Genomic DNA, 23,172 nt, shown 5'->3' on the forward strand with positions numbered 1-23,172 from the left:
AGCGGCGATCGCAAGCGCGGCGCAGCCGGGCGCGGCGGGTCGCCGCCATGACACCTAGTGTGGTGCCCGACACCCGGGAACACCTACGCCTACGCTGGCGTTCGTATGCGTAGCTTCCGTACCTGAAAGGCCCGAATGACTGCCGATACCCCCGCTCACGACACCATTCACGACGTCATCGTCATCGGCTCCGGCCCCGCCGGGTACACCGCGGCTCTTTACACCGCCCGCGCGCAGCTGGCCCCCCTGGTTTTCGAGGGCACCTCGTTCGGTGGCGCGTTGATGACGACGACCGAGGTGGAGAACTACCCGGGCTTTCGCGACGGGATCACCGGCCCGGAGTTGATGGACGAGATGCGCGAGCAGGCGCTGCGGTTCGGCGCGGACCTGCGGATGGAAGACGTCGAATCGGTATCCCTGGACGGGCCGGTCAAGTCCGTCGTCACCGCCGACGGGGAGACCCACCGCGCACGAGCCGTCATCTTGGCCATGGGCGCGGCCGCTCGCTACCTGCAGGTGCCCGGCGAACAGGAGTTGCTGGGGCGCGGCGTGAGTTCATGTGCCACCTGCGACGGGTTCTTCTTCCGCGACCAGCACATCGCCGTCATCGGCGGCGGCGACTCGGCGATGGAGGAGGCCATCTTCCTGACCCGCTTCGCCAGCAGCGTGACGCTGGTACACCGGCGCGACGAGTTCCGGGCATCCAAGATCATGCTCGACCGCGCCCGCAACCACGACAAGATCAAGTTCATCACCAACGCCGCCGTGCTCGCCGTCGAGGGCGACACCACGGTGACCGGATTGCGGTTGCGCGACAACATAACTGGTGAAGAATCGACCCTCGCGGTCACCGGCGTTTTTGTGGCAATCGGTCACGAGCCGCGCTCGGGGCTGGTGCGCGATCAGGTCGACGTCGATCCCGACGGCTATGTCCTCGTGCAGGGCCGCACCACCAGCACCTCGGTGGAGGGCGTATTCGCGGCCGGCGACCTGGTGGACCGCACCTACCGGCAGGCGATCACCGCCGCGGGCAGCGGCTGCGCCGCGGCCATCGACGCCGAGCGTTGGCTGGCCGAACGGGAAGACGAGTCTGCAACCGGAAGCGCTGAGGGTACCGACACATTGATTGGAGCACCGCGATGACCGACGCCGAAAAGGCTGGCGCCACAATAGAAGTCTCTGACGCGTCTTTCTCCTCGGAGGTGCTGTCGAGCAATAAGCCTGTGCTGGTTGACTTTTGGGCCACCTGGTGCGGGCCATGCAAGATGGTCGCCCCGGTTCTGGAGGAGATCGCGAGCGAGCGCGCCGAGCAGATCACCATCGCCAAGCTCGACGTGGACGCCAACCCGGAAACGGCCCGGGATTTTCAGGTGGTTTCGATTCCCACCATGATCCTGTTCAAGGACGGCCAACCGGTGAAGCGGATCGTCGGCGCCAAGGGCAAGGCGGCGTTGCTGCGCGAGCTTTCCGACGCGGTTCCCAACCTCGCCTGACGCCAACCAGTTCGTCGCACCACGCCCCGGCGCTTAGCCTGGGGTTTTCCGAAAATTGAGAAGCATCTGCGACAATAGCGCTTAGCCGTTGCCCGTATTCAGCCTGTCAATTTGTCCCGGAGGGCCTTTGGTATGTCGAGTCAGCGCCGTGAATACGGCGACGCGCTGCGCTGTGGTGACCGCAGCGCTGCCGTGACCGAAATCCGGGCGACGCTGGCCGCGCTAGGGCTGCTGGACAATCCCGACGAAGACATGACCACCGGGCGACACGTGGCCCTCGAAGTCTTCGACGACCACCTTGATCAGGCGGTACGCGCCTTCCAGCAGAACCGCGGATTGCTGGTGGACGGCATCGTCGGCGAAGCGACCTACCGTGCGCTGAAGGAGGCCTCGTATCGGCTGGGCGCGCGCACGCTGTATCACCAGTTCGGCGCACCGCTTTACGGCGACGACGTCGCGACCCTGCAGGCGCGGTTACAGGACCTCGGTTTCTACACCGGCCTGGTCGACGGGCACTTCGGCCTGCAGACCCACAACGCTTTGATGTCGTACCAGCGCGAATACGGGCTCGCCGCCGACGGCATCTGCGGCCCGGAAACCTTGCGCTCGTTGTACTTTCTCAGTTCCCGCGTCAGCGGCGGGTCCCCGCATGCCATTCGCGAGGAAGAGCTGGTCCGCCGCTCCGGGCCCAAACTGTCGGGCAAGCGCATCATCATCGATCCGGGCCGCGGCGGCACGGACCACGGCGCCATCATGCAGGGCCCGGGCGGCCCGGTCAGCGAAGCAGATGTGCTGTGGGACTTGGCAAGTCGGCTCGAGGGCCGGATGACCGCCATCGGCATGGAGACGTTCCTGTCGCGGCCGACCAATCGCAGCCCGTCGGACGCCGAACGCGCCGCTACCGCCAACAACGTCGGAGCCGACCTCATGATCAGCCTGCGCTGCGAATCCCAGACCAGCCCGTCGGCCAACGGCGTGGCCTCCTTTCACTTCGGCAACTCGCACGGTTCGGTCTCCACGATCGGACGCAATCTCGCCGACTTCATTCAGCGAGAAGTGGTGGCGCGCACCGGTTTACGGGATTGCCGCACGCATGGCCGGACGTGGGATCTGCTGCGGCTCACCCGGATGCCCACCGTCCAGGTCGACGTCGGCTACATCACGAACCCGCGCGACCGCGCGATGCTGATCTCCACGCAGACCCGCGACGCCATCGCCGAGGGCATCCTGGCCGCGGTCAAGCGGCTCTACCTGCTCGGCAAGAACGACCGCCCCACCGGCACCTTCACCTTCGCCGAGCTGCTGGCTCACGAATTGTCGGTGGAACGCGCGTCGCGGCTGGGCGGTTCCTAACCGCTCTCGTTGGCCCGCAGCGTATTTCCCGCGGCGGAAGAACCAGCACCCACCGGTTCTTCCAGTTGGGCCAGCAGGCGCTCCAGCGCCGCCTCGACCTCGGCCTTCCAGCCGAGTCCCTTGTCCAACTCCAGCCGTAACCGCGGAAAGTACCGGTGCGGCGCCACCACAACGAATCCCACGTCCTTCAAGAATTCGGCGTCGATCATGCAGTGGTCGACCGAGCAGTCGCCGAGCGCCTCCAGCACCGGCCGGACATCGGGATCCACCAACCGCGGATCCTGTAGCTCGGACGCCTCCGATGTGCGACCGAAAGCTTCCAGGGCCCGGACGCCGCGTCGGACGAGCTCGTCGACGACCCGGGCGATGAGCCCATGCGGCAGATCGTCGGCGGCTTGCCCCGGCTCGATGTTCATCGACGTCAGCAACACCGCATCGGCGGACACCGGAGCGGTGGGAAACCGTTGCGCCCGTGGCACCGCGCGCGGCGGGGCGTAGAGGACATACCCCAGGCACGGTGGCTCGGAGTGGCTGCGTTCGTCGTCGGGAATCGCGGTCGCGACCAGCCCGCACGAACCCCACTCCAACATCACCATCGACAGCCAGGCCTCTTTTTCGAATTCGGGGTCGGCGAGGTGGTCCTGGTTACCGAGGGTCGCCGGGTCGACCTCCCAGAACACGCAGCGGCGCGCGTGCTTGGGAAGCTGCTCGAAAGCCTCGAGCCGAAGCGGCGTGATTCGAGCGGACACTAGCCTCCTGGCTTCCGTGCGGTACTGCGGCCAACCCATTCCCGGCCATCAGCAGCCCCTCCAGGATAGGAGAGTTCGACCTCATCGGACCAGTGTTTGCCCCGCCACTTCAGCCGGCCCCGCAGAATGGTCCGGACAGCCGGTCGGCGGTCCGGCAAACCGCGAAACATCTTGGGGCACATCGAAACTCCGCCGAGCAAGGGCACACGAGGCCGGCGATTTCGGGCCCGGGAGGGGCCCAGTGTCACAGTGACGTAATTACACCGTGTGGATGGTCAGGCCTTGGGTGGGGTCATCACATCGACGATCCGCTGGAGGTCCTCCACCGAGCCGAACTCGACGACAATCCGTCCCTTGCGTTTGCCCAGGCTGACCGTGACCCGGGTGTCGAACGTGTTGGACAGCCGGTCAGCAACGTCTTGAAGGCCGGGCATCTGGATCGGCTTGCGACGCGGCGCCGCCGGGGCGGCCCCGTCGCCGCGGTTGGCCAGGGTGACCGCTTCCTCGGTGGCGCGCACCGAGAGACCCTCGGCGACGATCCGGCTCGCCAGCTCCTCCTGCGCCTCCGGGCCGGCCTCCAAGGACAGCAGCGCACGGGCATGCCCGGCGGACAGGACCCCCGCGGCGACCCGGCGCTGCACCGCGATCGGCAGCTTCAGCAACCGGATCATGTTCGTGATCAGCGGCCGCGATCGGCCGATGCGCGACGCCAGTTCGTCGTGCGTGACGTCGAACTCGTCGAGCAACTGCTGGTAGGCCGCCGCCTCCTCCAAGGGGTTGAGCTGCACTCGGTGGATGTTCTCGAGCAGGGCGTCGCGCAGCAGGTTGTCGTCGCCGGTCTCGCGCACGATCGCCGGGATGGTGGCCAGGCCCGCTTCCTGCGCGGCGCGCCAACGCCGCTCCCCCATCACGATCTGGTACCGCGCGCCGCTCGGCGCCCCGGTCACCGCGCGGACCACGATCGGCTGCAGGAGCCCGAACTCGCGAATGGAATGCACCAGCTCCGAGAGCGCCTCTTCGTCGAACACCTGCCGAGGCTGCCGTGGGTTGCGCTCGATATCGCCGGGCGCGATCTCGCGGTAGACCGCACCGACCGAGGCGGCGTCCTGCGCCGGCCCGCCGATCAGCACATCGGCCGCCGCGTCGCCCATCCGGGGACCCAGCGTCGCCGGACCCGAGTCGCCCTCCGCCGGGCCGGTGGGAATCAGGGAAGCCAGGCCCCGGCCGAGGCCACCCTTCTTGCGTAACGGCTGCGTCATGGTCGTCCCTTCACGGATGGTGGTCAGTCGCGCTCGGCGAGTTCGCGGCTCGCGTCGAGGTAGCTCATCGCCCCGCGCGAACCGGGGTCGTAGTCGATGATGGTCATGCTGTAGCCGGGCGCCTCGGAAACCTTGACGCTGCGCGGAATCACGGTGCGCAACACCTTGTTTCCGAAGAATCGACGGACCTCGTCGGCCACCTGGTCGGCCAGCTTGGTCCGCCCGTCGTACATCGTGAGGATCACGGTGGTCACCTCGAGCCGAGGGTTGAGGTGGGCCTTGACCATCTCGATGTTGCGCATCAGCTGGGACACGCCCTCCAGCGCGTAGTACTCGCATTGGATCGGGATCATCACCTCGGGCGCGGCCACGAGCGCGTTGATCGTCAGCAGTCCGAGCGAGGGTGGGCAGTCGATGAACACGAAGTCGAAGTCGAACTGGTCGAGCTCGGCCAGCGCGGTGCGGAGCCGGTTCTCGCGCGCCACCATGCTCACCAACTCGATCTCGGCGCCGGCCAGGTCGATCGTCGCCGGGACGCAGAACAGCCGGGGGCTGTGCGGGCTGGGCCGCAACGCGTCGCGAAACGACACCTCGCCCAGGAGGACCTCGTACGAAGAGGGGGTCCCGGCTTGCCGGTCGTGGATGCCCAGCGCGGTGCTCGCGTTGCCCTGGGGATCGAGGTCGATGACGAGCGTCTTGAGCCCCTGCACGGCCAGCGCGGCGGCGAGGTTGACGGCGGTGGTCGTCTTGCCGACGCCGCCCTTCTGGTTGGCGACGGTGAACACCCGTCGGTGGGTCGGGCGGCGCAGCGGTGCATAGGTCGTGTGGAGGACCCGCATGGCGCGCTCGGCGGCGGCGCCGATCGGGGTGTCGTAGTCAGCCGATGTTTCACGTGAAACATCTGCGGGCGCAGCGTCGGCGGAAGCGACGGGCGCCGATGGTTGCGCCTGCGCGACGGGCGGTGCGGGCGCGGACTCGCCGGACCAATCGTGTGGAGAACTCACCGTGCCCCCCTGTCTGCCGACCGGTCCGGCTTCCGCCGTGCCGGCTTTCCGCGTCGCGCTAAAACCACGGTTACGGGCGGACACAAGTAGTTCACGCCACATGCCACCACCCTGACATCAACGGCTCCCGAACCGGCCATCACACGCCGGTGGGCTTCCACTTCCTCGGGAGCACGCTCCCCCTTGATCGCGACCATTCGCCCGTCCTGCCGTAGCAACGGCATGCTCCACTTCGCCAGCTTGTCCAGCGCCGCCACGGCGCGCGACACGGCGACGTCCCGGGAGCCGAACTGATCGCGCACCCAAGGGTCCTCCGCGCGGCCGCGCACCACCTCGACCGCCAACCCTAGTTCGGCGACGGCCTCGGTGAGAAACTCGCTGCGGCGCAGCATCGGCTCGAGGAGCACGACCTCAAGGTCGGGCCGCGCGATCGCCAGTGGGATCCCCGGCAACCCGGCCCCGCTGCCGATGTCGATCACCCGCTCACCCGGATCGAGAAGCTCCCCCACAGCCGCACTATTTAATAGATGGCGATCCCAGAGCCGGCCGACTTCCCGGGGGCCCAGGAGTCCGCGCTCCACGCCGGCGCCGGCGAGCAGATCGGCGTAGCGCTTCGCCACATCTAGCCGGTCGCCGAACACCGCGGTCGCGGCATCGCTCAGGGACCCGGGGCCTTCGGCGGCCCCGCGCCTGCGGGCATGTTTCACGTGAAACATCTCGTGATCTTGTTTCACGTGAAACATCCTCGATCCTCTGTCGCCCGCGTTACGACCCGCGAATTACACGGCTGTGACTCAGTGGGTCAGTCGAGCAGGACGACGACGCGGCGCGACGGCTCCTGGCCTTCGCTCTCGCTGTGCACCCCCGGCACCGCCGCCACGGCGTCGTGGACGATCTTGCGCTCGAACGGCGTCATCGGGGAAAGCTCCTCGCGTTCGCCCGTGTTCAGCACGCGCCGCGCCACCTTGTCGCCCAGTGCGGCCAACTCCTCGCGGCGCCGACGCCGCCAGCTTGCGATGTCGAGCATCAGCCGGCTGCGCACCCCGGTCTTCTGGTGCACGGCCAGCCGGGTGAGTTCTTGGAGGGCGTCCAGCACTTCACCGCCGCGGCCGACCAACTTGTTCAAGTCGTCACTGCCGTCGATGCTGACGACCGCGCGGTCGCCCTCGACGTCCAGGTCGATGTCGCCGTCGAAGTCCAACAGGTCTAACAGCTCTTCGAGATAGTCGCCGGCGATCTCCCCCTCGGCGACCAATCGCTCCTCCTGGTCGTCGACTTGGTCATCGCCTTGGTCGTCGCCACGCTCGGGCGCCGCCGTCTCATCGTCGGACGGCTCCTGCGCCTCGAGTTCCGTGTCCACGTCGCGCTCGGTGGTGTCGGCGTCTGTCATGTTGTTCCCTCTCCCTCATCACGGGTCCCTCTCCAGTCGGGTCGCTCGCCCGGGGGACCCCCTAAAAGCCGTGGCGCCTCAGCGCTTCCGTTTCTTCGGCCGCGCCCCGGGTCGCGGGGTGCGGTTGGTCGGGCCGTCGGTCCGGCCCGCCACGTTCGGCTTGTCCGGTTGCGCCGTCACCGTTTTCGCCCCGGCGGCACCGTTATCCGATCGATCCGAATCCGAGTCCGAACCGTCGCTCCCGTCGGCCCCCGTCGCCGAACCGTTGCCGCTCGCCGGCGTCGCCTTCGGATTGCGCTTCGGCTTGGCCCCCGGCGCCGGCGCGTTCGCGGCTCGCCGCTGAACGGCCTCCTGCCGCTTGGCCTCTTCCTCTTTCTCGATCATGCCGAACACGTAATGCTGCTGTCCGAATGTCCAGATGTTGTTGGAGAACCAGTACAGGATGATCGCCAGCGGAAGAAACGGTCCACCGACGACGACGCCGAGCGGGAACACGTACAGCGCAAGCTTGTTCATCATCGCGGTCTGCGGGTTGGCCGCCGCCTCCGCGCTCTGCCGCGCCACCGACGCTCGGCTGTTGAAGTAGGTCGCGACGCCGGCCAGGACCATTACCGGCGCACCGACGGCGATCACCGCGGGCCGGCTGAAGTGAGTGAAGGCGTCCAACCCGGCGTGCTGGGTCATGAACGCACCGATCGGGGCGCCGAACAAGTTGGCGTCCAGGAAGTGCCCGACGTCTGCCGGGGTGAAGACGTAGTTGCCGGTCGCCCGGTTCTGGGCCACCGACATGTGCGGCTGGCCGAAGCCGCCGGTCGTCCGGTTGAACGACCGCAGCACGTGATACAGCCCGAGGAACACCGGGATCTGAGCGAGCATCGGCAGGCAGCCCAGGATCGGATTGAAGCCGTGCTCGCGTTGCAGCTTCTGCATCTCGAGCGCCATGCGCTGGCGGTCCTTGCCGTACTTCTTCTGCAGCGCCTTGATCTGCGGCTGCAGCTCCTGCATCTGCCGGGTGGTGCGGATCTGGCGCACGAACGGCTTGTACAGGATCGCGCGCAGGGTGAAGACCAGGAACATCACCGACAGGGCCCAGGCGAAGAAGTTCGACGGTCCAAGCGCGGCCGCGAACAACTTGTACCAGGCCCACATGATCCACGACACCGGGTAGTAGAAGATGTCAAGGCTGAAAAAATCAAACGACAAAAGACTCACTCTCCCGTTGCTGCGGCGCGGGGCGCCCCGCTTGTCTGGGGCCGGCGCCTTCGAAGCTCGCCCGGCATCCGTGTCGATCCGGTATCGGATCCCATCCTCCCGGATGCCACGGTCCACATCTGGCCAGCCTGGCCACGGACAACCAACTCCCCCGGATCAAGCCGTACTCGGTGAGGGCGTCGACGGCGTATCGGCTACAGGTCGGTACGAAGCGGCACGTCGCCGGACGGAGCGGTGACACCATGTGCCGGTAGAGCTGGATCACAAAAATCAGCCCGCGCACGGTGGCCCGGCCGGCCCCGCCGATCACGGCGCGCATCCCCGCCGCGCGCATCACCGGTCGGTTCCCGCCGACTCGAACGCGCGTCGCAGGCAGCGCCGCAGTTGTTGCTCGAGGCGCGCCGACGACGCCAGCCGACTGCTGGGCAGCGCGCGGATCACCACGTGATCGGATTGGTGGAGATCGCCCAGCATCGTCCGGGCGACGTGCCGCAACCGACGCGCGACGCGATGGCGCTCGACGGCCGAGCCCACCCGTTTGCCGACGATCAACCCCACACGCGGACCGGTGCCGTCCTCGGGAGCACGCCGCACGTGCACGAGGACGTCGGGCTGCGCCGAGCGCATCCCGTACTTCACCGCGGCGTCAAACTCCGTTGACCGCCTCATGCGGTTGCGTGCGGAAAGCACCGCCAAAACCTGGCGTTGCGATCAGGCAGTCAGAGCGCGGCGGCCTTTGCGCCGCCGGCCGGAGACGATCGCTCGCCCGGCGCGGGTGCGCATCCTCAACCGGAAGCCGTGCACGCGGGCTCGGCGCCGGTTATTCGGCTGGAAGGTCCGCTTGCCCTTGGCCACGGCGTTCTCCTCGTAATTCGAACCTTCCGGCCGCTCGCGCCATTCGTCCGCGGGTCGATCGGAGGTGGGTCTTGCTACTGGCCGGCGCGGTCCCCTGCCTTGATTTGGGTCGCAGCCGTATCGCCGACTTTCGGGCGACTGTTCGAGGGTACTGACGTGTCTTCGCTGGGTCAAACTTGGTCTGCCGCAACGCACCAAACTCACACATCCGCGAAAACCGAAGTTCTCGAAGCCGTTCCTGCGGCACCATGGGAGAACGAGCGACAAGCAGGCCCCAAGACACCCTAGAGAAGCCGATTGGAATGCAGCAGAACTGTTGGCAGCCGAACGGAAAACTGTTAACTTCTCCCAATGCCGTTTCAGAGTGGAGCGGCGCTCGACGACGAAGCGAGGATGGCGGATCAAGTAGCTGTCTAGGCGACCGGCGGGGGTTGCCATCAGCACGGAGATCGCGAGCCGTCGCCGGTAGGCTGCGGCTCGTCTACGATTATCCTGTCCACACCTGTGGATAACCATGTGGACAGTTGTTTCGTCGTTAAGCGTTGTTGCCCCTCGACCCGGGATCTGCGAGAGCCAGGGAGATTACGTCGTTGACCGATGACCCCGGTTCAGGATTCACAACAGTTTGGAACGCGGTCGTCTCCGAGCTCAACGGCGAGTCTGCCTCGGACGCGATGGGCTCCAACCGCACGACGCTTGTCACCCCCCTGACCCCCCAGCAAAGGGCGTGGCTGAATCTCGTCCGGCCGCTGACGATCGTCGAGGGCTTTGCGCTGTTGTCGGTGCCGAGCAGTTTCGTGCAAAACGAGATCGAGCGTCACCTCCGCGCCCCGATCACCGACGCGCTCAGCCGCCGGCTCGGGCAGCAGATCCAACTGGGTGTCCGCATCGCCCCACCCCCCGACGATTCCGACGCTGGCGCGTTCAGCAATACCGAAACATTCGGCCAAGTCTCGGAAACCCAAACCCTCGACCAGGTAGATGACGCCGACCTGGACACGTCGATCGACACCGACGAGACCGACGAGAACGGTGATGTCCCGGGCGGCGCCGAGCACAGCTGGCCGAACTACTTCACCGAACGCCCACACGCGGCAGACCCGGCCGTCGCCGGCGGAACCAGCCTCAACCGGCGCTACACCTTCGACACGTTCGTCATCGGCGCGTCCAACCGCTTCGCCCACGCTGCTGCCCTGGCCATCGCCGAAGCCCCGGCCCGCGCTTACAACCCCCTCTTTATTTGGGGCGAGTCCGGCCTGGGCAAGACGCACCTGTTGCACGCCGCCGGGAACTACGCCCAACGGCTGTTTCCCGGCATGCGGGTGAAGTACGTCTCGACCGAGGAATTCACCAACGACTTCATCAACTCCCTGCGCGACGACCGCAAGGTCGCGTTCAAGCGCAGCTACCGCGACGTCGACGTCCTGCTGGTCGATGACATCCAATTCATCGAAGGCAAGGAAGGTATCCAGGAAGAGTTCTTCCACACCTTCAACACGCTGCACAACGCCAACAAACAGATCGTCATCTCGTCCGATCGGCCACCAAAACAACTCGCCACGCTGGAGGACCGGCTCCGGACCCGGTTTGAGTGGGGACTGATCACCGACGTTCAGCCCCCCGAGCTCGAAACCCGGATCGCCATTCTGCGCAAGAAGGCACAGATGGAACGGCTCGCGGTGCCCGATGACGTGCTCGAGCTGATCGCCAGCAGCATCGAACGCAACATCCGCGAGCTTGAAGGGGCTCTCATCCGGGTGACGGCGTTCGCCTCGCTGAACAAGACTCCCATCGACAAGGCGCTGGCCGAGATCGTGCTGCGCGATCTCATCGCCGACGCGAGCACGATGCAGATCAGCGCGGCCACCATCATGGCCGCCACCGCCGAGTACTTCGACACCACCGTCGAGGAACTGCGCGGCCCGGGCAAGACGCGGGCGCTGGCGCAATCACGACAGATCGCGATGTACCTGTGTCGCGAGCTGACCGACCTGTCCCTGCCCAAGATCGGTCAGGCATTCGGCCGCGATCACACCACGGTCATGTACGCGCAGCGAAAGATCTTGTCCGAGATGGCCGAGCGCCGTGAGGTCTTCGATCACGTCAAGGAGCTCACCACCCGCATCCGGCAGCGGTCCAAGCGCTGACCGCGGCGCTTCCGCCGAACTTTTTTTCAAAAACTTCTCACTCCCCTGTCACAGCTGTCACTCCAGGGCGTTGTGCGCAGCCCTGTGCACAAGCCGGTCAAAGATCGGTGCGGGATTGGGGTTTCCGTGCACATCCGTCTTCCATCCCCATCGGCCCAACAACCGCGGGTCCGTTGTCAACCGCACCATCCACAACCCCGCCGCTCCCCTAGCTGCACTAAAGCCAAGCTGTCCCCAGAATGCACAGGCCTTAATACTGTTACTGAGATCTATCCGTTATTTCTTCTTTGAAGAACGACGTTGGGGACACCCGTCGAGCGCGCCGCGCCGGGACCCACGTTCACCCCGCTTGTCGGCCACTGGCATTAGCTTTCAAGATGGCGGCAGAAGATCTACGGTTGTGGTTCGACTGCTAGCGACGGGCGGCTAGCCACCGTGGTTTTTGAAGGTTTTTGGACACTCGGCAGGTAAAGGGACGCTATGGACGCGGCGACGACAACAGCTGGCCTCACCGACTTGAAGTTCCGTCTGGTGCGAGAGTCATTCGCCGATGCGGTGTCGTGGGTTGCGAAGAACCTGCCGACCCGGCCCGCGGTGCCGGTGTTGTCCGGGGTCCTGTTGTCCGGATCGGACGACGGCCTGACGATCTCCGGGTTCGACTACGAGGTGTCCGCCGAAGCCCAGGTTGCCGCCGAAATCGCTTCTCCGGGAAGCGTTTTGGTATCCGGAAGACTGTTGTCCGACATCACCCGGGCGTTGCCGAACAAACCGGTCGACTTCTATGTGGACGGCAATCGGGTCGCGTTGACCTGCGGAAGCGCACGATTCTCCCTGCCGACGATGCCGGTTGAGGATTACCCGACGCTGCCCGCGCTGCCCGAAGGCACCGGCACCTTGCCGGCGGACTTGTTCGCGGAGGCGATCGGCCAGGTCGCTATCGCCGCCGGCCGGGATGACACTTTGCCGATGCTGACCGGGATTCGGGTCGAGATTTCCGGCGACACGGTGGTTTTGGCCGCGACCGACAGGTTCCGTCTGGCGGTTCGCGAGCTGACCTGGACGGCGCTTTCGCCTGACATCGAGGCCGCGGTGCTGGTACCGGCCAAGACGTTGTCGGAGGCGGCCAAGGCCGGCGCCGACGGGTCTGAGGTTCAGCTGTCGCTGGGCGCGGGCGCCGGGGTCGGAAAGGACGGGTTGCTCGGCATCAGCGGCAACGGCAAGCAAAGCACCACCCGGCTTCTGGATGCGGAGTTCCCGAAGTTTCGTCAGCTGCTGCCCGCCGAGCACACCGCGGTCGCGACCATCGACGTGGCCGAGCTGACCGAGGCCATCAAGCTGGTCGCGTTGGTGGCCGACCGCGGTGCGCAGGTGCGGATGGAATTCTCCGACGGGACGTTGCGGCTGTCTGCCGGCGCCGACGACGTGGGCCGGGCCGAGGAAGATCTCCAGGTTGATTTCGTCGGCGAACCATTGACGATCGCGTTCAACCCGACGTATTTGACCGATGGCCTTGCATCGGTGCATTCGGAACGGGTGTCGTTCGGCTTCACGACACCGGGCAAGCCCGCGTTGCTGCGCCCAGCGTCGGACGGCGACGCCTCCCCCACCGGCACCGGGCCCTTCCCCGCGTTGCCGACGGATTATGTTTACCTGCTGATGCCAGTCCGGTTGCCTGGCTAGGTGTACGTCCGGCATTTAGGTCTGCGCGATTTCAGGTCCTGGGCCCACGTCGACCTCGAATTGCAGCCGGGCCGCACGGTGTTCGTGGGTCCAAACGGCTTTGGAAAGACGAATCTTGTTGAGGCCCTGTGGTATTCGACTACATTGGGATCGCACCGGGTCGGAACCGACGCGCCGTTGATCCGGGCGGGCGCGGACCGCGCGGTAATTTCGACGATCGTCGTCAACGACGGCCGGGAATGCGCGATCGATCTGGAGATCGCCGCGGGCCGCGCCAACAAGGCGCGGCTGAATCGCTCGCCGGTTCGCAGCACGCGTGAGGTGGTCGGTGTATTGCGGGCGGTGCTCTTCGCGCCCGAAGACCTGGCCTTGGTGCGCGGGGATCCGTCGGACCGTCGGCGCTACCTAGATGATTTGGCCACGGTCCGCCGCCCAGGGGTGGCCGGTGTCCGCGCCGATTACGACAAGGTCTTGCGGCAACGGACCGCGCTGTTGAAGTCCCTTTCCGGTGCGCGGTTTCGGGGCGATCGCGGCGCCCTGGACACGCTGGATGTGTGGGACAGCCGGCTGGCCGAGCACGGCGCCCAATTGATGGCCGCCCGCATCGATTTGGTCAACGAACTGGCGCCGGAGGTGGAGAAGGCCTACCAGCTGCTGGCGCCGGGATCACGTCCCGCCTCGATCGCTTACCGCGCGAGCCTCGATGCCTCCGACATCAGCGACCGCGAGTTCCTGGAGGCCGCCTTGTTGGCGGGCCTGTCGACCCGGCGCGACGCGGAGTTGGAGCGGGGGATGTGTCTGGTCGGCCCGCACCGCGACGACCTGGAGCTGCGACTCGGCGACCAACCTGCCAAAGGCTTTGCCAGCCATGGCGAATCGTGGTCGTTCGCGGTCGCGCTGCGGTTGGCGGCGTATGAGTTGCTGAGGGCGGACGGCGGCGAACCGGTGTTGTTGCTCGATGACGTGTTCGCCGAACTCGACGCCACCCGCCGTCGCGCGTTGGCGACGGTGGCCGAGTCAGCGGAGCAGGTTTTGGTGACCGCGGCGGTGCTGGAAGACATTCCGGCGGACTGGGATGCTAGGCGGGTGCACATCGATCTACGCGACGACGACACGGGCCGGGTATCGGCGGTGCGGTCATGACCGATGCCGACGACACAAAGGACGACGTCGAGCGACTGGGCGGCTTGACCGGCATCGACCTGGTGCGCCGGACGCTCGAGGAGGCCCGGGCGGCGGCCCGCGCGCAGGGAAAGGACGCCGGCCGTGGGCGCGCGGTCCCATCGGCTCCCCGCCGCGTCGCGGGTCAGCGCCGGAGCTGGTCGGGGCCGGGGCCCGACGTTCGCGACCCACAACCGCTGGGACGGTTGGCGCGCGACCTCGCGAAGAAACGCGGCTGGACGGCGCACGTCGCCGAAGGCACGGTGCTGGGCCACTGGTCGTCGGTGGTGGGACACCAGATCGCCGATCACGCCACCCCGACCGCGCTCAACGATGGCGTTCTCAGTGTCACCGCCGAATCGACGGCGTGGGCCACCCAGCTGCGGATGATCCAGGCACAACTGTTGGCCAAGATCGCGGCGGCGGTTGGCAACGGCGTGGTGACCTCGCTCAAGATCACCGGACCCACCGCGCCGTCGTGGCGCAAGGGGCCCCGCCACATCGCCGGCCGCGGGCCGCGGGACACGTACGGCTGAGGCGTCCGGGGGTCAAATCGGTCCCCAGTTGAGCCGGTATCAACAGGCGCCTCAGAGCCGCTAGGACGAAAGAGACCCCTATCAGGCACGTCGGGACGCGGTGAGAATAAAGAAATCGTGTGCACGGCGCGGTTAGCTGGGTAGAAACGCGCCCAGAAAATCGGTGCTAAGCCCCAGTCACGGTAGACTGACGGAGTGCGACTGCTGCGGTGACCGGACCGCCCGCATGAAACCCCAAGGAGAGCATTCCGACCGTGGCTGCCCAGAAGAAGAAGCCTCAAGCCGGATACGGCGCTGAACAGATCACCGTCCTCGAAGGGCTGGAGGCTGTCCGCAAACGCCCGGGCATGTATATCGGCTCCACCGGCGAGCGTGGTTTGCACCACCTCATCTGGGAGGTGGTCGACAACTCGGTGGACGAGGCGATGGCCGGTTACGCGAACCAGGTCGACGTCCGGTTGCTGGAGGATGGCGGTGTCGAGGTGGCCGACAACGGGCGCGGCATCCCGGTGGCGATGCACGCCACCGGCGCGCCGACCGTCGACGTGGTGATGACCCAACTCCACGCCGGCGGCAAGTTCGGCGGTGAGAACAGCGGCTACAACGTCAGCGGCGGCTTGCACGGCGTCGGCGTGTCCGTCGTGAACGCGCTATCAACCCGCCTCGAGGTCGACATCTCCCGCGATGGCCACGAGTGGTCGCAGTTCTACGACCACGCCGTGCCCGGGACCCTGAAACAGGGTGAGGCCACCAAGAAGACCGGAACCACCATCCGGTTCTGGGCGGACCCGGACATCTTTGAGACCACCCAGTACGACTTTGAGACGGTGGCGCGGCGGCTTCAAGAGATGGCGTTCCTGAACAAGGGTCTAACGATCAATCTCACCGACGAGCGGGTGGAGCAGGACGAGGTCGTCGACGAGGTGGTCAGCGATACGGCCGACGCACCAAAGTCCGCCGAAGAGAAGGCGGCCGAATCGACCGCGCCGCACAAGGTGAAGCACCGCACCTTCCACTACCCCGGCGGTCTGGTCGACTTCGTCAAGCACATCAACCGCACGAAAAGCCCGATCCAGCAGAGCATCATCGACTTCGACGGCAAGGGCCCCGGCCACGAGGTCGAAATCGCGATGCAGTGGAACGGCGGCTATTCGGAGTCGGTCCACACGTTCGCCAACACGATCAACACCCACGAGGGCGGCACCCACGAAGAGGGCTTCCGCAGCGCGTTGACGTCGGTGGTGAACAAATACGCCAAAGACAAAAAACTGCTGAAGGACAAGGACCCGAACCTCACCGGTGACGACATCCGGGAAGGCCTGGCGGCGGTCATTTCGGTCAAGGTCGGCGAGCCCCAATTCGAGGGCCAGACCAAGACCAAGCTGGGGAACACCGAGGTCAAGTCGTTCGTCCAGAAGGTCTGCAACGAGCAGCTGACGCACTGGTTCGAAGCCAACCCTGCCGACGCCAAAGTAGTTGTTAACAAGGCGGTTTCGTCGGCGCAGGCCAGGATCGCCGCCCGCAAGGCGCGGGAGTTGGTGCGCCGCAAGAGCGCCACCGATCTGGGTGGGCTGCCGGGCAAGCTCGCCGACTGCCGCTCCACCGACCCGCGGAAGTCCGAACTGTATGTGGTGGAGGGCGATTCGGCCGGTGGCTCGGCCAAGAGCGGCCGCGACTCGATGTTCCAGGCCATCCTTCCGCTGCGCGGCAAGATCATCAATGTCGAAAAGGCGCGCATCGACCGAGTGCTGAAGAACACCGAAGTTCAGGCGATCATCACCGCGCTGGGCACCGGCATCCACGACGAGTTCGACCTCAGCAAGTTGCGCTATCACAAGATCGTGTTGATGGCCGACGCCGACGTCGACGGCCAGCACATCTCGACACTGCTGTTGACGTTGTTGTTCCGCTTTATGCGCCCGCTCATCGAGAACGGCCATGTGTTCTTGGCACAGCCGCCGCTGTACAAGTTGAAGTGGCAGCGCAGCGATCCCGAATTCGCCTACTCCGACCGCGAGCGCGACGGCCTGCTCGAGGCCGGGCTGAAGGCCGGCAAGAAGATCAATAAGGAAGACGGCATCCAGCGCTACAAGGGTCTGGGCGAGATGGACGCCAAGGAGTTGTGGGAAACCACGATGGACCCGTCCGTGCGGGTGCTGCGCCAAGTGACCCTGGATGACGCGGCGGCCGCCGACGAGTTGTTCTCCATCCTGATGGGCGAGGACGTCGATGCGCGCCGAAGCTTTATCACCCGCAACGCCAAGGACGTTCGCTTCCTGGACGTCTGATCGATCAGGCACGCGTATCCCGACGCAAACGAGGAATAGATGACTGATACCACGCTGCCCCCGGGCGACGAGGCCGGCGACCGCATCGAACCGGTTGACATCCAGCAGGAGATGCAGCGCAGCTACATCGACTACGCGATGAGCGTGATCGTGGGCCGCGCGCTGCCGGAGGTGCGCGACGGCCTCAAGCCCGTGCACCGCCGGGTGCTCTACGCGATGTACGACTCCGGCTTCCGCCCAGACCGCAGCCACGCGAAGTCGGCGCGCTCGGTCGCCGAGACGATGGGTAACTACCACCCGCACGGCGACGCGTCGATCTACGACACGTTGGTGCGCATGGCCCAGCCGTGGTCGCTGCGATACCCGCTCGTCGACGGCCAAGGCAACTTCGGTTCGCCGGGCAACGATCCGCCGGCGGCGATGCGCTACACAGAAGCCCGGCTGACCCCCCTCGCGATGGAGATGCTGCGCGAAATCGACGAGGAGACAGTCGATTTCATTCCCAACTACGACGGGCGCGTGCAGGAACCGACGGTGCTGCCGAGCCGGTTCCCCAACCTGCTCGCCAATGGTTCGGGCGGCATCGCGGTCGGCATGGCGACCAACATCCCGCCGCACAACCTGCGCGAGCTCGCCGAGGCCGTGTTCTGGTGCCTGGAAAACCACGAGGCCGACGAGGAAGCCACCCTGGCCGCCTGCATGGAGCGGGTCAAAGGCCCCGACTTCCCCACCGCCGGCTTGATCGTGGGCAACCAGGGCATCGCCGACGCCTATAAGACCGGACGCGGTTCGATTCGGATGCGCGGTGTGGTGGAGGTCGAAGAGGCCAGGGGCCGAACGTCTTTGGTGATCACCGAGTTGCCGTATCAGGTCAACCACGACAACTTCATCACCTCGATCGCCGAGCAGGTCCGCGACGGCAGGCTGGCCGGCATCTCCAACGTCGAGGACCAGGGCAGCGACCGGGTCGGGGTGCGCATCGTCGTGGAGATCAAGCGCGACGCGGTGGCCAAGGTGGTGCTCAACAACCTCTATAAGCACACCCAGCTGCAGACCAGCTTCGGCGCCAACATGCTGGCCATCGTCGACGGCGTGCCGCGCACCCTGCGGCTCGACCAGATGATCCGCCATTACGTCGCGCACCAACTCGACGTCATCGTCCGGCGCACCACCTATCGGCTGCGCAAGGCCAACGAGCGGGCCCACATCCTGCGCGGACTGGTCAAGGCGCTCGACGCGCTCGACGAGGTGATCGCGTTGATCCGGGCGTCGGAAACCGTCGACATCGCGAGGGCCGGCCTGATCGAGCTGCTCGACATCGATGAGATCCAGGCCCAAGCGATCCTCGACATGCAGCTGCGGCGCCTGGCCGCCCTGGAGCGCCAGCGCATCATCGACGACCTGGCCAAGATCGAGGCCGAGATCGCCGACCTCGAAGACATCCTGGCCAAGCCTGAGCGGCAGCGCGCGATCGTGCGCGACGAACTCAAAGAGATCGTCGACAAGCACGGCGACGACCGTCGCACCCGGATCGTGGCGGCCGACGGCGAGGTCAGCGACGAGGACCTGATTGCCCGCGAGGACGTCGTCGTCACCATCACCGAAACCGGTTATGCCAAGCGCACCAAGACCGACCTCTACCGCAGCCAGAAACGCGGCGGCAAGGGTGTGCAGGGCGCCGGGCTCAAGCAGGACGACATCGTCGCGCACTTCTTCGTGTCCTCGACGCACGACTGGATCCTGTTCTTCACCACGCAGGGCCGCGTGTATCGGGCCAAGGCCTACGAACTACCCGAGGCCTCCCGCACGGCGCGTGGTCAGCACGTGGCCAACCTGCTGGCCTTCCAGCCGGAGGAGCGCATCGCCCAGGTCATCCAGATCCGCAGCTACGAGGACGCGCCGTACCTGGTGCTGGCCACCCGCAACGGCCTGGTGAAGAAGACCAAGCTGACCGACTTCGACTCCAACCGTTCGGGCGGGATCGTGGCGATCAACCTGCGCGACAGTGACGAGCTGGTCGGCGCCGTGCTGTGTTCGTCCGACGACGACCTGCTGCTGGTGTCGGCTAACGGGCAGTCCATCCGCTTCTCGGCGACCGACGAGGCGTTGCGCCCGATGGGCCGGGCCACCTCGGGCGTGCAGGGCATGCGGTTCAACGCCGACGATTACCTGTTGTCGCTCAACGTCGTCCGCGAAGGCACGTACCTCCTGGTCGCCACATCCGGTGGTTACGCCAAGCGCACCGCGATCGAGGAGTACCCGGTTCAGGGCCGCGGCGGCAAGGGCGTCCTGACCGTGATGTACGACCGTCGGCGCGGCCGGCTGGTCGGCGCGTTGATCGTCGACGACGACAGCGAGCTGTACGCCATCACCTCCGGGGGCGGCGTGATCCGTACCGCGGCGCGCCAGGTCCGCAAGGCGGGACGGCAGACCAAGGGCGTCCGGTTGATGAACCTGGGCGAGGACAACACGCTGTTGGCCATCGCGCGCAACGCCGAGGAAGCCGCGGAGGAGGTCGTCGGAGACGCCGACGAGGCCGACGACTCGCAGAGCTAGGCAGGTAACGATGCGGGCAAGCGGGGATCCGCACAAAAGCCGAGGCAACTAGACTCGGCCCGACCGGACATATTGCGACTGCCACCGCAGGCGGCCAGCGCAGAAGATCTAAGGAGTCGGGGTGACCTCACCGAACGAGCCGGGCGCCCCCAAACAGGGCGACGGCCTTAATGGGGACGGCGCGGCCGAGCGCGCCGGCGCGCACCGCGCGGCGCCTGCGCAGACCGGCCGGGCACCCGAAGCTGGCGATCCGCCGCCCCGGCAGCGCGGCGCCGCCCGGGCGGCTGTCCCGACGCATCGCGAGCCCGAACCGCACGGCGAGCCGCGACCGGCCACCGCTCCCACCAGTGCCGATGCCCGGCTCAACCGCTTCGTCTCGGGCACGGCCGCGCCCGGGGCCGGCGCGTCCGCTCGTGCCAAGAACCCGTATGAGTACGACCCCGCGCCGCCCCGCGGTGACGGTCCGCCCGCCGAGGCCTACGCCAGCGAGCTGCCCGACCTGTCCGGGCCGCTGCCCCGGTCCCCGCAACGCAAGCCTCCGCCGGAGCGCAGCGCGGAGGCGCCCAGCCCATCGGTTTCGGCCAGGTCGACGAACGCCGATACCAACGAAGGCCGCGAAAACCGCGTCCAGGTGTCGCGGCGGACCCGCGGTCCCGTTCGGGCCAGCATGCAGATCCGGCGGATCGATCCCTGGAGCACGCTGAAGGTGTCGCTGCTGCTGTCGGTGGCGCTGTTCTTCGTGTGGATGATCGCGGTGGCCTTCCTGTACCTCGTGCTCGGCGGCATGGGCGTGTGGGCCAAGCTGAACAGCAACGTCGGCGACCTGCTGAACAACACCAGCGGCAGCAGCGGGGAATTGGTATCCAGCGGCACGATCTTCGGCGGGGCCGTGCTCATCGGCTTGGTCAACATCGTCCTGCTGACCGCGATGGCCACCATCGCCGCGTTCGTCTACAACCTGGCCACCGATCTGATCGGCGGCATCGAAGTCACATTGGCGGACCGCGACTAGTGGCGTCACAAGCGCGGCGCAACCGGGCGCAGTGGGTCGACACGATCGGACTGGTGGCGATCACGCGGTTTTGGGGGTCCGGCGACGATTGCGGTAATCTCGTCGCTCGGCCGTACGCGAGTGCGGGCCTGTAGCTCAGGCGGTTAGAGCGCTTCGCTGATAACGAAGAGGTCGGAGGTTCGAGTCCTCCCAGGCCCACAACCATGTGCCCGTCCAGACGTTGCGTGAGGCTTGCATTGCCACTGGCACTGGCCGCGGTAGCGGCGGCGGTGGTGCGGTCACGACGCGGAGTCGAGGTCTGGCACGTGGCGGTGGCCGATCCACCCGATCGTCCACCGAGCCACGATGAGGGGCCTTAGCTCAGTTGGTAGAGCACCGCCTTTGCAAGGCGGGTGTCAGGGGTTCGATTCCCCTAGGCTCCACCGCGGTGATGTGTCGGCGCTTCCCGAAACCCAATGCGACGGCGTTATCCGACCTTGATCCACGGCGTGCAGCCGTGGGTAATGAATCTTCCGATCGCGGGCGCCACGATCTGCGCGGTAAGCGAAGCCCCGTCGTCGGAGCTGATGAATTTTCCGGCGCTGGTCCAGGTACTGAACGAGCAGGCTGCTGAGTAGCCGCCGGATTCGGCGCGGGCGACATATACGCCGTAGGGAAGTTCGCCCGGCACTGCGTAGGATCCCGGTCCGTAAGTCACGTCCGCGCGCGCGGGCGGGTAGCCGACACAGGCGACGATCAACGCCGATGCCACACCCGCTCGGACGGGCGTTGCACACCGCATCTTGGTCACGACGCCTCCGGCCTGCGTCTGGTCCGGTCACCCCTTGGTAGATCCGAGAGACGACCCTAGAGCACCGGTTCGCTCCACTCCCGGTATAAAGCCGCCGCGATCCAATCTCGGTCGAACGCCCGACCTGACGGGCCCGGCAGCAGGCGATTAGGTGTTTTGGTTCGGTCGGATTTACTCTTGCGCGCGGCCCATCTTCAACTCAGGAAAGTAGCCATGCCCGGTCAGACTCTGCACCGTCCCAGCACGCTGCGCAGGAGCCGCACGCAACGCGTCACTCGCCGCGTGACGCGCCCCACCGTCGGCCAGTGCTTCGACATCGAGATCACTCGCGACGCCGACGGATGGCTGATTCGAATTCCTGAGATCGGCGGTGCGACTCGCGCCAGCAGCCGGGCCGCCGTGGAGTTGGCGGCGCGGCAATCGATCGCGAACCGCACCGGCATCCCGCTCGGGTATGTCGCAATCTACGTTGCACGCGAGATCGGTTAGAGCCGAACACTTTTCGATCGAGGCGCCTCGGTCACCCGGCCGCCGGCGGCTTTGCCATCACTGACGGCTTGAAACCGTAGGTCGGGAGCATTCTTCCGTAACGGTTTCCGCCGAGTTGCCCTAGGGGCGCCATGGGCAGGGCATTCATTCCGTCGGCCCCGACCGGGACGGCGGCGGCGTTGATGGCGGCCACCCCCGGGTTAGTCACCGCGCTCACCGGGGCCCAGCTCGGCGGTACCGACAACGCGCCCATCGGGAGCGCCCTGCCCAGACCCGCCGCGACGCCCCCGGCGTTCGTGCCGGCGTTGGCCGCCGACTGTGCGGCGCCTTCGGCCGCCTTGACCGCGGGGCCGAGGCCCTTGGCGAAGGTCGTCATGGCCATAATCCCGTTGCTCACCTGCCCGAAGGACTGCGTCGACTGAATCATCGACTGCGCGGTTGACACGTAAGGCACCAAGTACTTGCCGTACAGCATGACGACGTCGTCCAAGATGGTGTTCGCCGAAATGTATTTGTCGAGCTGCGTTCCATTGAACGACGCAACTAGTTCGGCCCACGGGTTCGGAATGGAATCCAAACGCGTCAGCACATCCTGCACGACGGTCTGGACGGGATTGTCGGCGGCGGCCGCGGACACCACGGCAGATTGGCGTGCCGGGCCGGAGGAATCGGCCACCTCCGGTGGCTCCGCAAAATCGGTCAACTGTGCCGCTGCCGCCGATGAGCTCGCATAGGCATACATTGCCGTCGCGTCCTGAGCCCACATTTCGAAATACTCGGCCTCGTTAGCGGCGATCGCCGGGGCATTTTGCCCTAAGAAATTTGTCGCGAGCAAGGCCGCCAACTCGGCACGGTTGGCCGCGATCACCGGGGGCGGCACCGTCAGGGCGAACGCGGTCTCGTGGGCGGAGGCGGCGGCCGCCGCCTGGCTGGACGCCAGTTCCGAACTCGTGGCGCTGCTTTGTAACCACGCCACGAACGGCGTCGCGGCCGCAACCAACGACGCCGACGCAGGACCCAGCCACGGACCGCTGGTCAGCGCCGAAATAACCGACTGGAATCCGGCTGCGGCCGAATGCAATTCGACGGCGAGGTCACCCCAGCCGGCCGAGGCGGCGACCAACGAACCCGCCCCCGGACCGGTGTACATGCGCGCGGAGTTGACCTCGGGCGGCAACAAGCCATAGTCCATGGCCGC

General features: G+C 66.5%; 22 protein-coding genes and 2 tRNA genes. 13 read left to right on the forward strand and 11 right to left on the reverse strand.

From position 1 onward, the window contains the following. Positions 1-135: 135 nt before the first annotated feature. From trxB to AWB92_RS20130, 3 genes are all read left to right on the forward strand, one after another. Positions 136-1,143 carry a thioredoxin-disulfide reductase gene (gene trxB / locus AWB92_RS20120; protein ID WP_085188799.1) on the forward strand — a complete coding sequence of 336 codons (1,008 nt, stop codon included), beginning with the start codon at positions 136-138 and terminating at the stop codon, positions 1,141-1,143. Beyond that, the gene (trxA, locus tag AWB92_RS20125; RefSeq protein WP_068111571.1) at positions 1,140-1,493 is read left to right on the forward strand and encodes a thioredoxin; all 354 of its coding nucleotides are present in this window, start codon (positions 1,140-1,142) and stop codon (positions 1,491-1,493) included. Before trxB ends, trxA begins: the two co-directional genes overlap by 4 nt. Before the next feature lie 132 nt (positions 1,494-1,625). Beyond that, positions 1,626-2,846, forward strand: coding sequence for an N-acetylmuramoyl-L-alanine amidase (locus AWB92_RS20130; protein WP_085188801.1), 1,221 nt, complete (start codon positions 1,626-1,628; stop codon positions 2,844-2,846). Here AWB92_RS20130 and AWB92_RS20135 read toward each other — a convergent pair. The 9 genes from AWB92_RS20135 to rpmH all read right to left on the reverse strand — a co-directional run bounded on the left by AWB92_RS20135 (position 2,843) and on the right by rpmH (position 9,315). Continuing rightward, the gene (locus AWB92_RS20135) at positions 2,843-3,595 is read right to left on the reverse strand and encodes an acetyltransferase (RefSeq protein ID WP_068133929.1); all 753 of its coding nucleotides are present in this window, start codon (positions 3,593-3,595) and stop codon (positions 2,843-2,845) included. The two genes, AWB92_RS20130 and AWB92_RS20135, sit on opposite strands and share 4 nt — an antisense overlap. A gap of 275 nt (positions 3,596-3,870) precedes the next feature. Then, complete coding sequence (locus AWB92_RS20140; RefSeq protein ID WP_085188803.1) at positions 3,871-4,854, reverse strand: ParB/RepB/Spo0J family partition protein; 984 nt, start codon at positions 4,852-4,854, stop codon at positions 3,871-3,873. A 23-nt stretch (positions 4,855-4,877) separates the two neighbouring features. Continuing rightward, complete coding sequence (locus tag AWB92_RS20145; RefSeq protein WP_085188805.1) at positions 4,878-5,960, reverse strand: ParA family protein; 1,083 nt, start codon at positions 5,958-5,960, stop codon at positions 4,878-4,880. Then, positions 5,855-6,574, reverse strand: coding sequence for a 16S rRNA (guanine(527)-N(7))-methyltransferase RsmG (gene rsmG / locus AWB92_RS20150; RefSeq protein ID WP_085188855.1), 720 nt, complete (start codon positions 6,572-6,574; stop codon positions 5,855-5,857). Before rsmG ends, AWB92_RS20145 begins: the two co-directional genes overlap by 106 nt. 86 nt (positions 6,575-6,660) lie before the next feature. Then, positions 6,661-7,248, reverse strand: a complete 588-nt coding sequence (locus AWB92_RS20155; RefSeq protein WP_085188807.1) for a R3H domain-containing nucleic acid-binding protein — start codon at positions 7,246-7,248, stop codon at positions 6,661-6,663. A gap of 78 nt (positions 7,249-7,326) precedes the next feature. Further along, positions 7,327-8,460, reverse strand: a complete 1,134-nt coding sequence (yidC, locus tag AWB92_RS20160; RefSeq protein ID WP_142282205.1) for a membrane protein insertase YidC — start codon at positions 8,458-8,460, stop codon at positions 7,327-7,329. Continuing rightward, positions 8,441-8,794 (reverse strand): membrane protein insertion efficiency factor YidD, encoded by a 354-nt coding sequence (yidD, locus tag AWB92_RS20165; RefSeq protein ID WP_085188859.1) that lies wholly within the window; start codon positions 8,792-8,794, stop codon positions 8,441-8,443. The genes yidC and yidD overlap by 20 nt, the downstream gene beginning before the upstream one ends. Continuing rightward, a complete protein-coding gene (gene rnpA / locus AWB92_RS20170; RefSeq protein WP_085188857.1) occupies positions 8,794-9,150 on the reverse strand; it encodes a ribonuclease P protein component in 357 nt (118 codons plus the stop codon). Before rnpA ends, yidD begins: the two co-directional genes overlap by 1 nt. A gap of 21 nt (positions 9,151-9,171) precedes the next feature. Further along, positions 9,172-9,315 carry a 50S ribosomal protein L34 gene (rpmH, locus tag AWB92_RS20175; protein ID WP_068111553.1) on the reverse strand — a complete coding sequence of 48 codons (144 nt, stop codon included), beginning with the start codon at positions 9,313-9,315 and terminating at the stop codon, positions 9,172-9,174. Between the two features lie 590 nt (positions 9,316-9,905). Here rpmH and dnaA point away from each other — a divergent pair. From dnaA to AWB92_RS20220, 9 genes are all read left to right on the forward strand, one after another. Next, positions 9,906-11,462, forward strand: coding sequence for a chromosomal replication initiator protein DnaA (gene dnaA / locus AWB92_RS20180; protein WP_085188811.1), 1,557 nt, complete (start codon positions 9,906-9,908; stop codon positions 11,460-11,462). A 480-nt stretch (positions 11,463-11,942) separates the two neighbouring features. Next, positions 11,943-13,142, forward strand: coding sequence for a DNA polymerase III subunit beta (gene dnaN / locus AWB92_RS20185; RefSeq protein ID WP_085188813.1), 1,200 nt, complete (start codon positions 11,943-11,945; stop codon positions 13,140-13,142). Next, on the forward strand, positions 13,143-14,285 hold the full coding sequence (gene recF / locus AWB92_RS20190) for a DNA replication/repair protein RecF (RefSeq protein WP_085188815.1): 1,143 nt from the start codon (positions 13,143-13,145) through the stop codon (positions 14,283-14,285). After that, the gene (locus AWB92_RS20195; protein WP_068178777.1) at positions 14,282-14,839 is read left to right on the forward strand and encodes a DUF721 family protein; all 558 of its coding nucleotides are present in this window, start codon (positions 14,282-14,284) and stop codon (positions 14,837-14,839) included. Before recF ends, AWB92_RS20195 begins: the two co-directional genes overlap by 4 nt. A gap of 254 nt (positions 14,840-15,093) precedes the next feature. Then, positions 15,094-17,127, forward strand: a complete 2,034-nt coding sequence (gene gyrB, locus AWB92_RS20200) for a DNA topoisomerase (ATP-hydrolyzing) subunit B (protein WP_085188817.1) — start codon at positions 15,094-15,096, stop codon at positions 17,125-17,127. 39 nt (positions 17,128-17,166) lie between these two features. Continuing rightward, a complete protein-coding gene (gene gyrA, locus AWB92_RS20205; RefSeq protein WP_085188819.1) occupies positions 17,167-19,683 on the forward strand; it encodes a DNA gyrase subunit A in 2,517 nt (838 codons plus the stop codon). A gap of 121 nt (positions 19,684-19,804) precedes the next feature. Beyond that, a complete protein-coding gene (locus tag AWB92_RS20210; protein WP_085188821.1) occupies positions 19,805-20,695 on the forward strand; it encodes a DUF3566 domain-containing protein in 891 nt (296 codons plus the stop codon). Between the two features lie 124 nt (positions 20,696-20,819). Continuing rightward, a tRNA-Ile gene (locus tag AWB92_RS20215) sits at positions 20,820-20,893 on the forward strand. A 151-nt stretch (positions 20,894-21,044) separates the two neighbouring features. Next, a tRNA-Ala gene (locus AWB92_RS20220) sits at positions 21,045-21,117 on the forward strand. Between the two features lie 44 nt (positions 21,118-21,161). On the opposite strand, the gene AWB92_RS20225 is transcribed toward AWB92_RS20220, so the two are convergent. Continuing rightward, positions 21,162-21,485, reverse strand: a complete 324-nt coding sequence (locus tag AWB92_RS20225) for a hypothetical protein (protein ID WP_158090394.1) — start codon at positions 21,483-21,485, stop codon at positions 21,162-21,164. Positions 21,486-21,767: 282 nt separating this feature from the next. On the opposite strand from AWB92_RS20225, the gene AWB92_RS20230 reads away from it, so the two are divergent. Beyond that, on the forward strand, positions 21,768-21,974 hold the full coding sequence (locus tag AWB92_RS20230; RefSeq protein ID WP_068111512.1) for a long chain fatty acid-CoA synthetase Faa4p: 207 nt from the start codon (positions 21,768-21,770) through the stop codon (positions 21,972-21,974). Between the two features lie 31 nt (positions 21,975-22,005). On the opposite strand, the gene AWB92_RS20235 is transcribed toward AWB92_RS20230, so the two are convergent. Then, complete coding sequence (locus tag AWB92_RS20235) at positions 22,006-23,166, reverse strand: PPE family protein (protein ID WP_085188825.1); 1,161 nt, start codon at positions 23,164-23,166, stop codon at positions 22,006-22,008. Positions 23,167-23,172 lie beyond the last annotated feature (6 nt).

It is taken from the genome of Mycobacterium sp. IEC1808 (assembly GCF_002101935.1).
In the GTDB taxonomy this organism is placed as follows: Bacteria; Actinomycetota; Actinomycetes; order Mycobacteriales; family Mycobacteriaceae; genus Mycobacterium.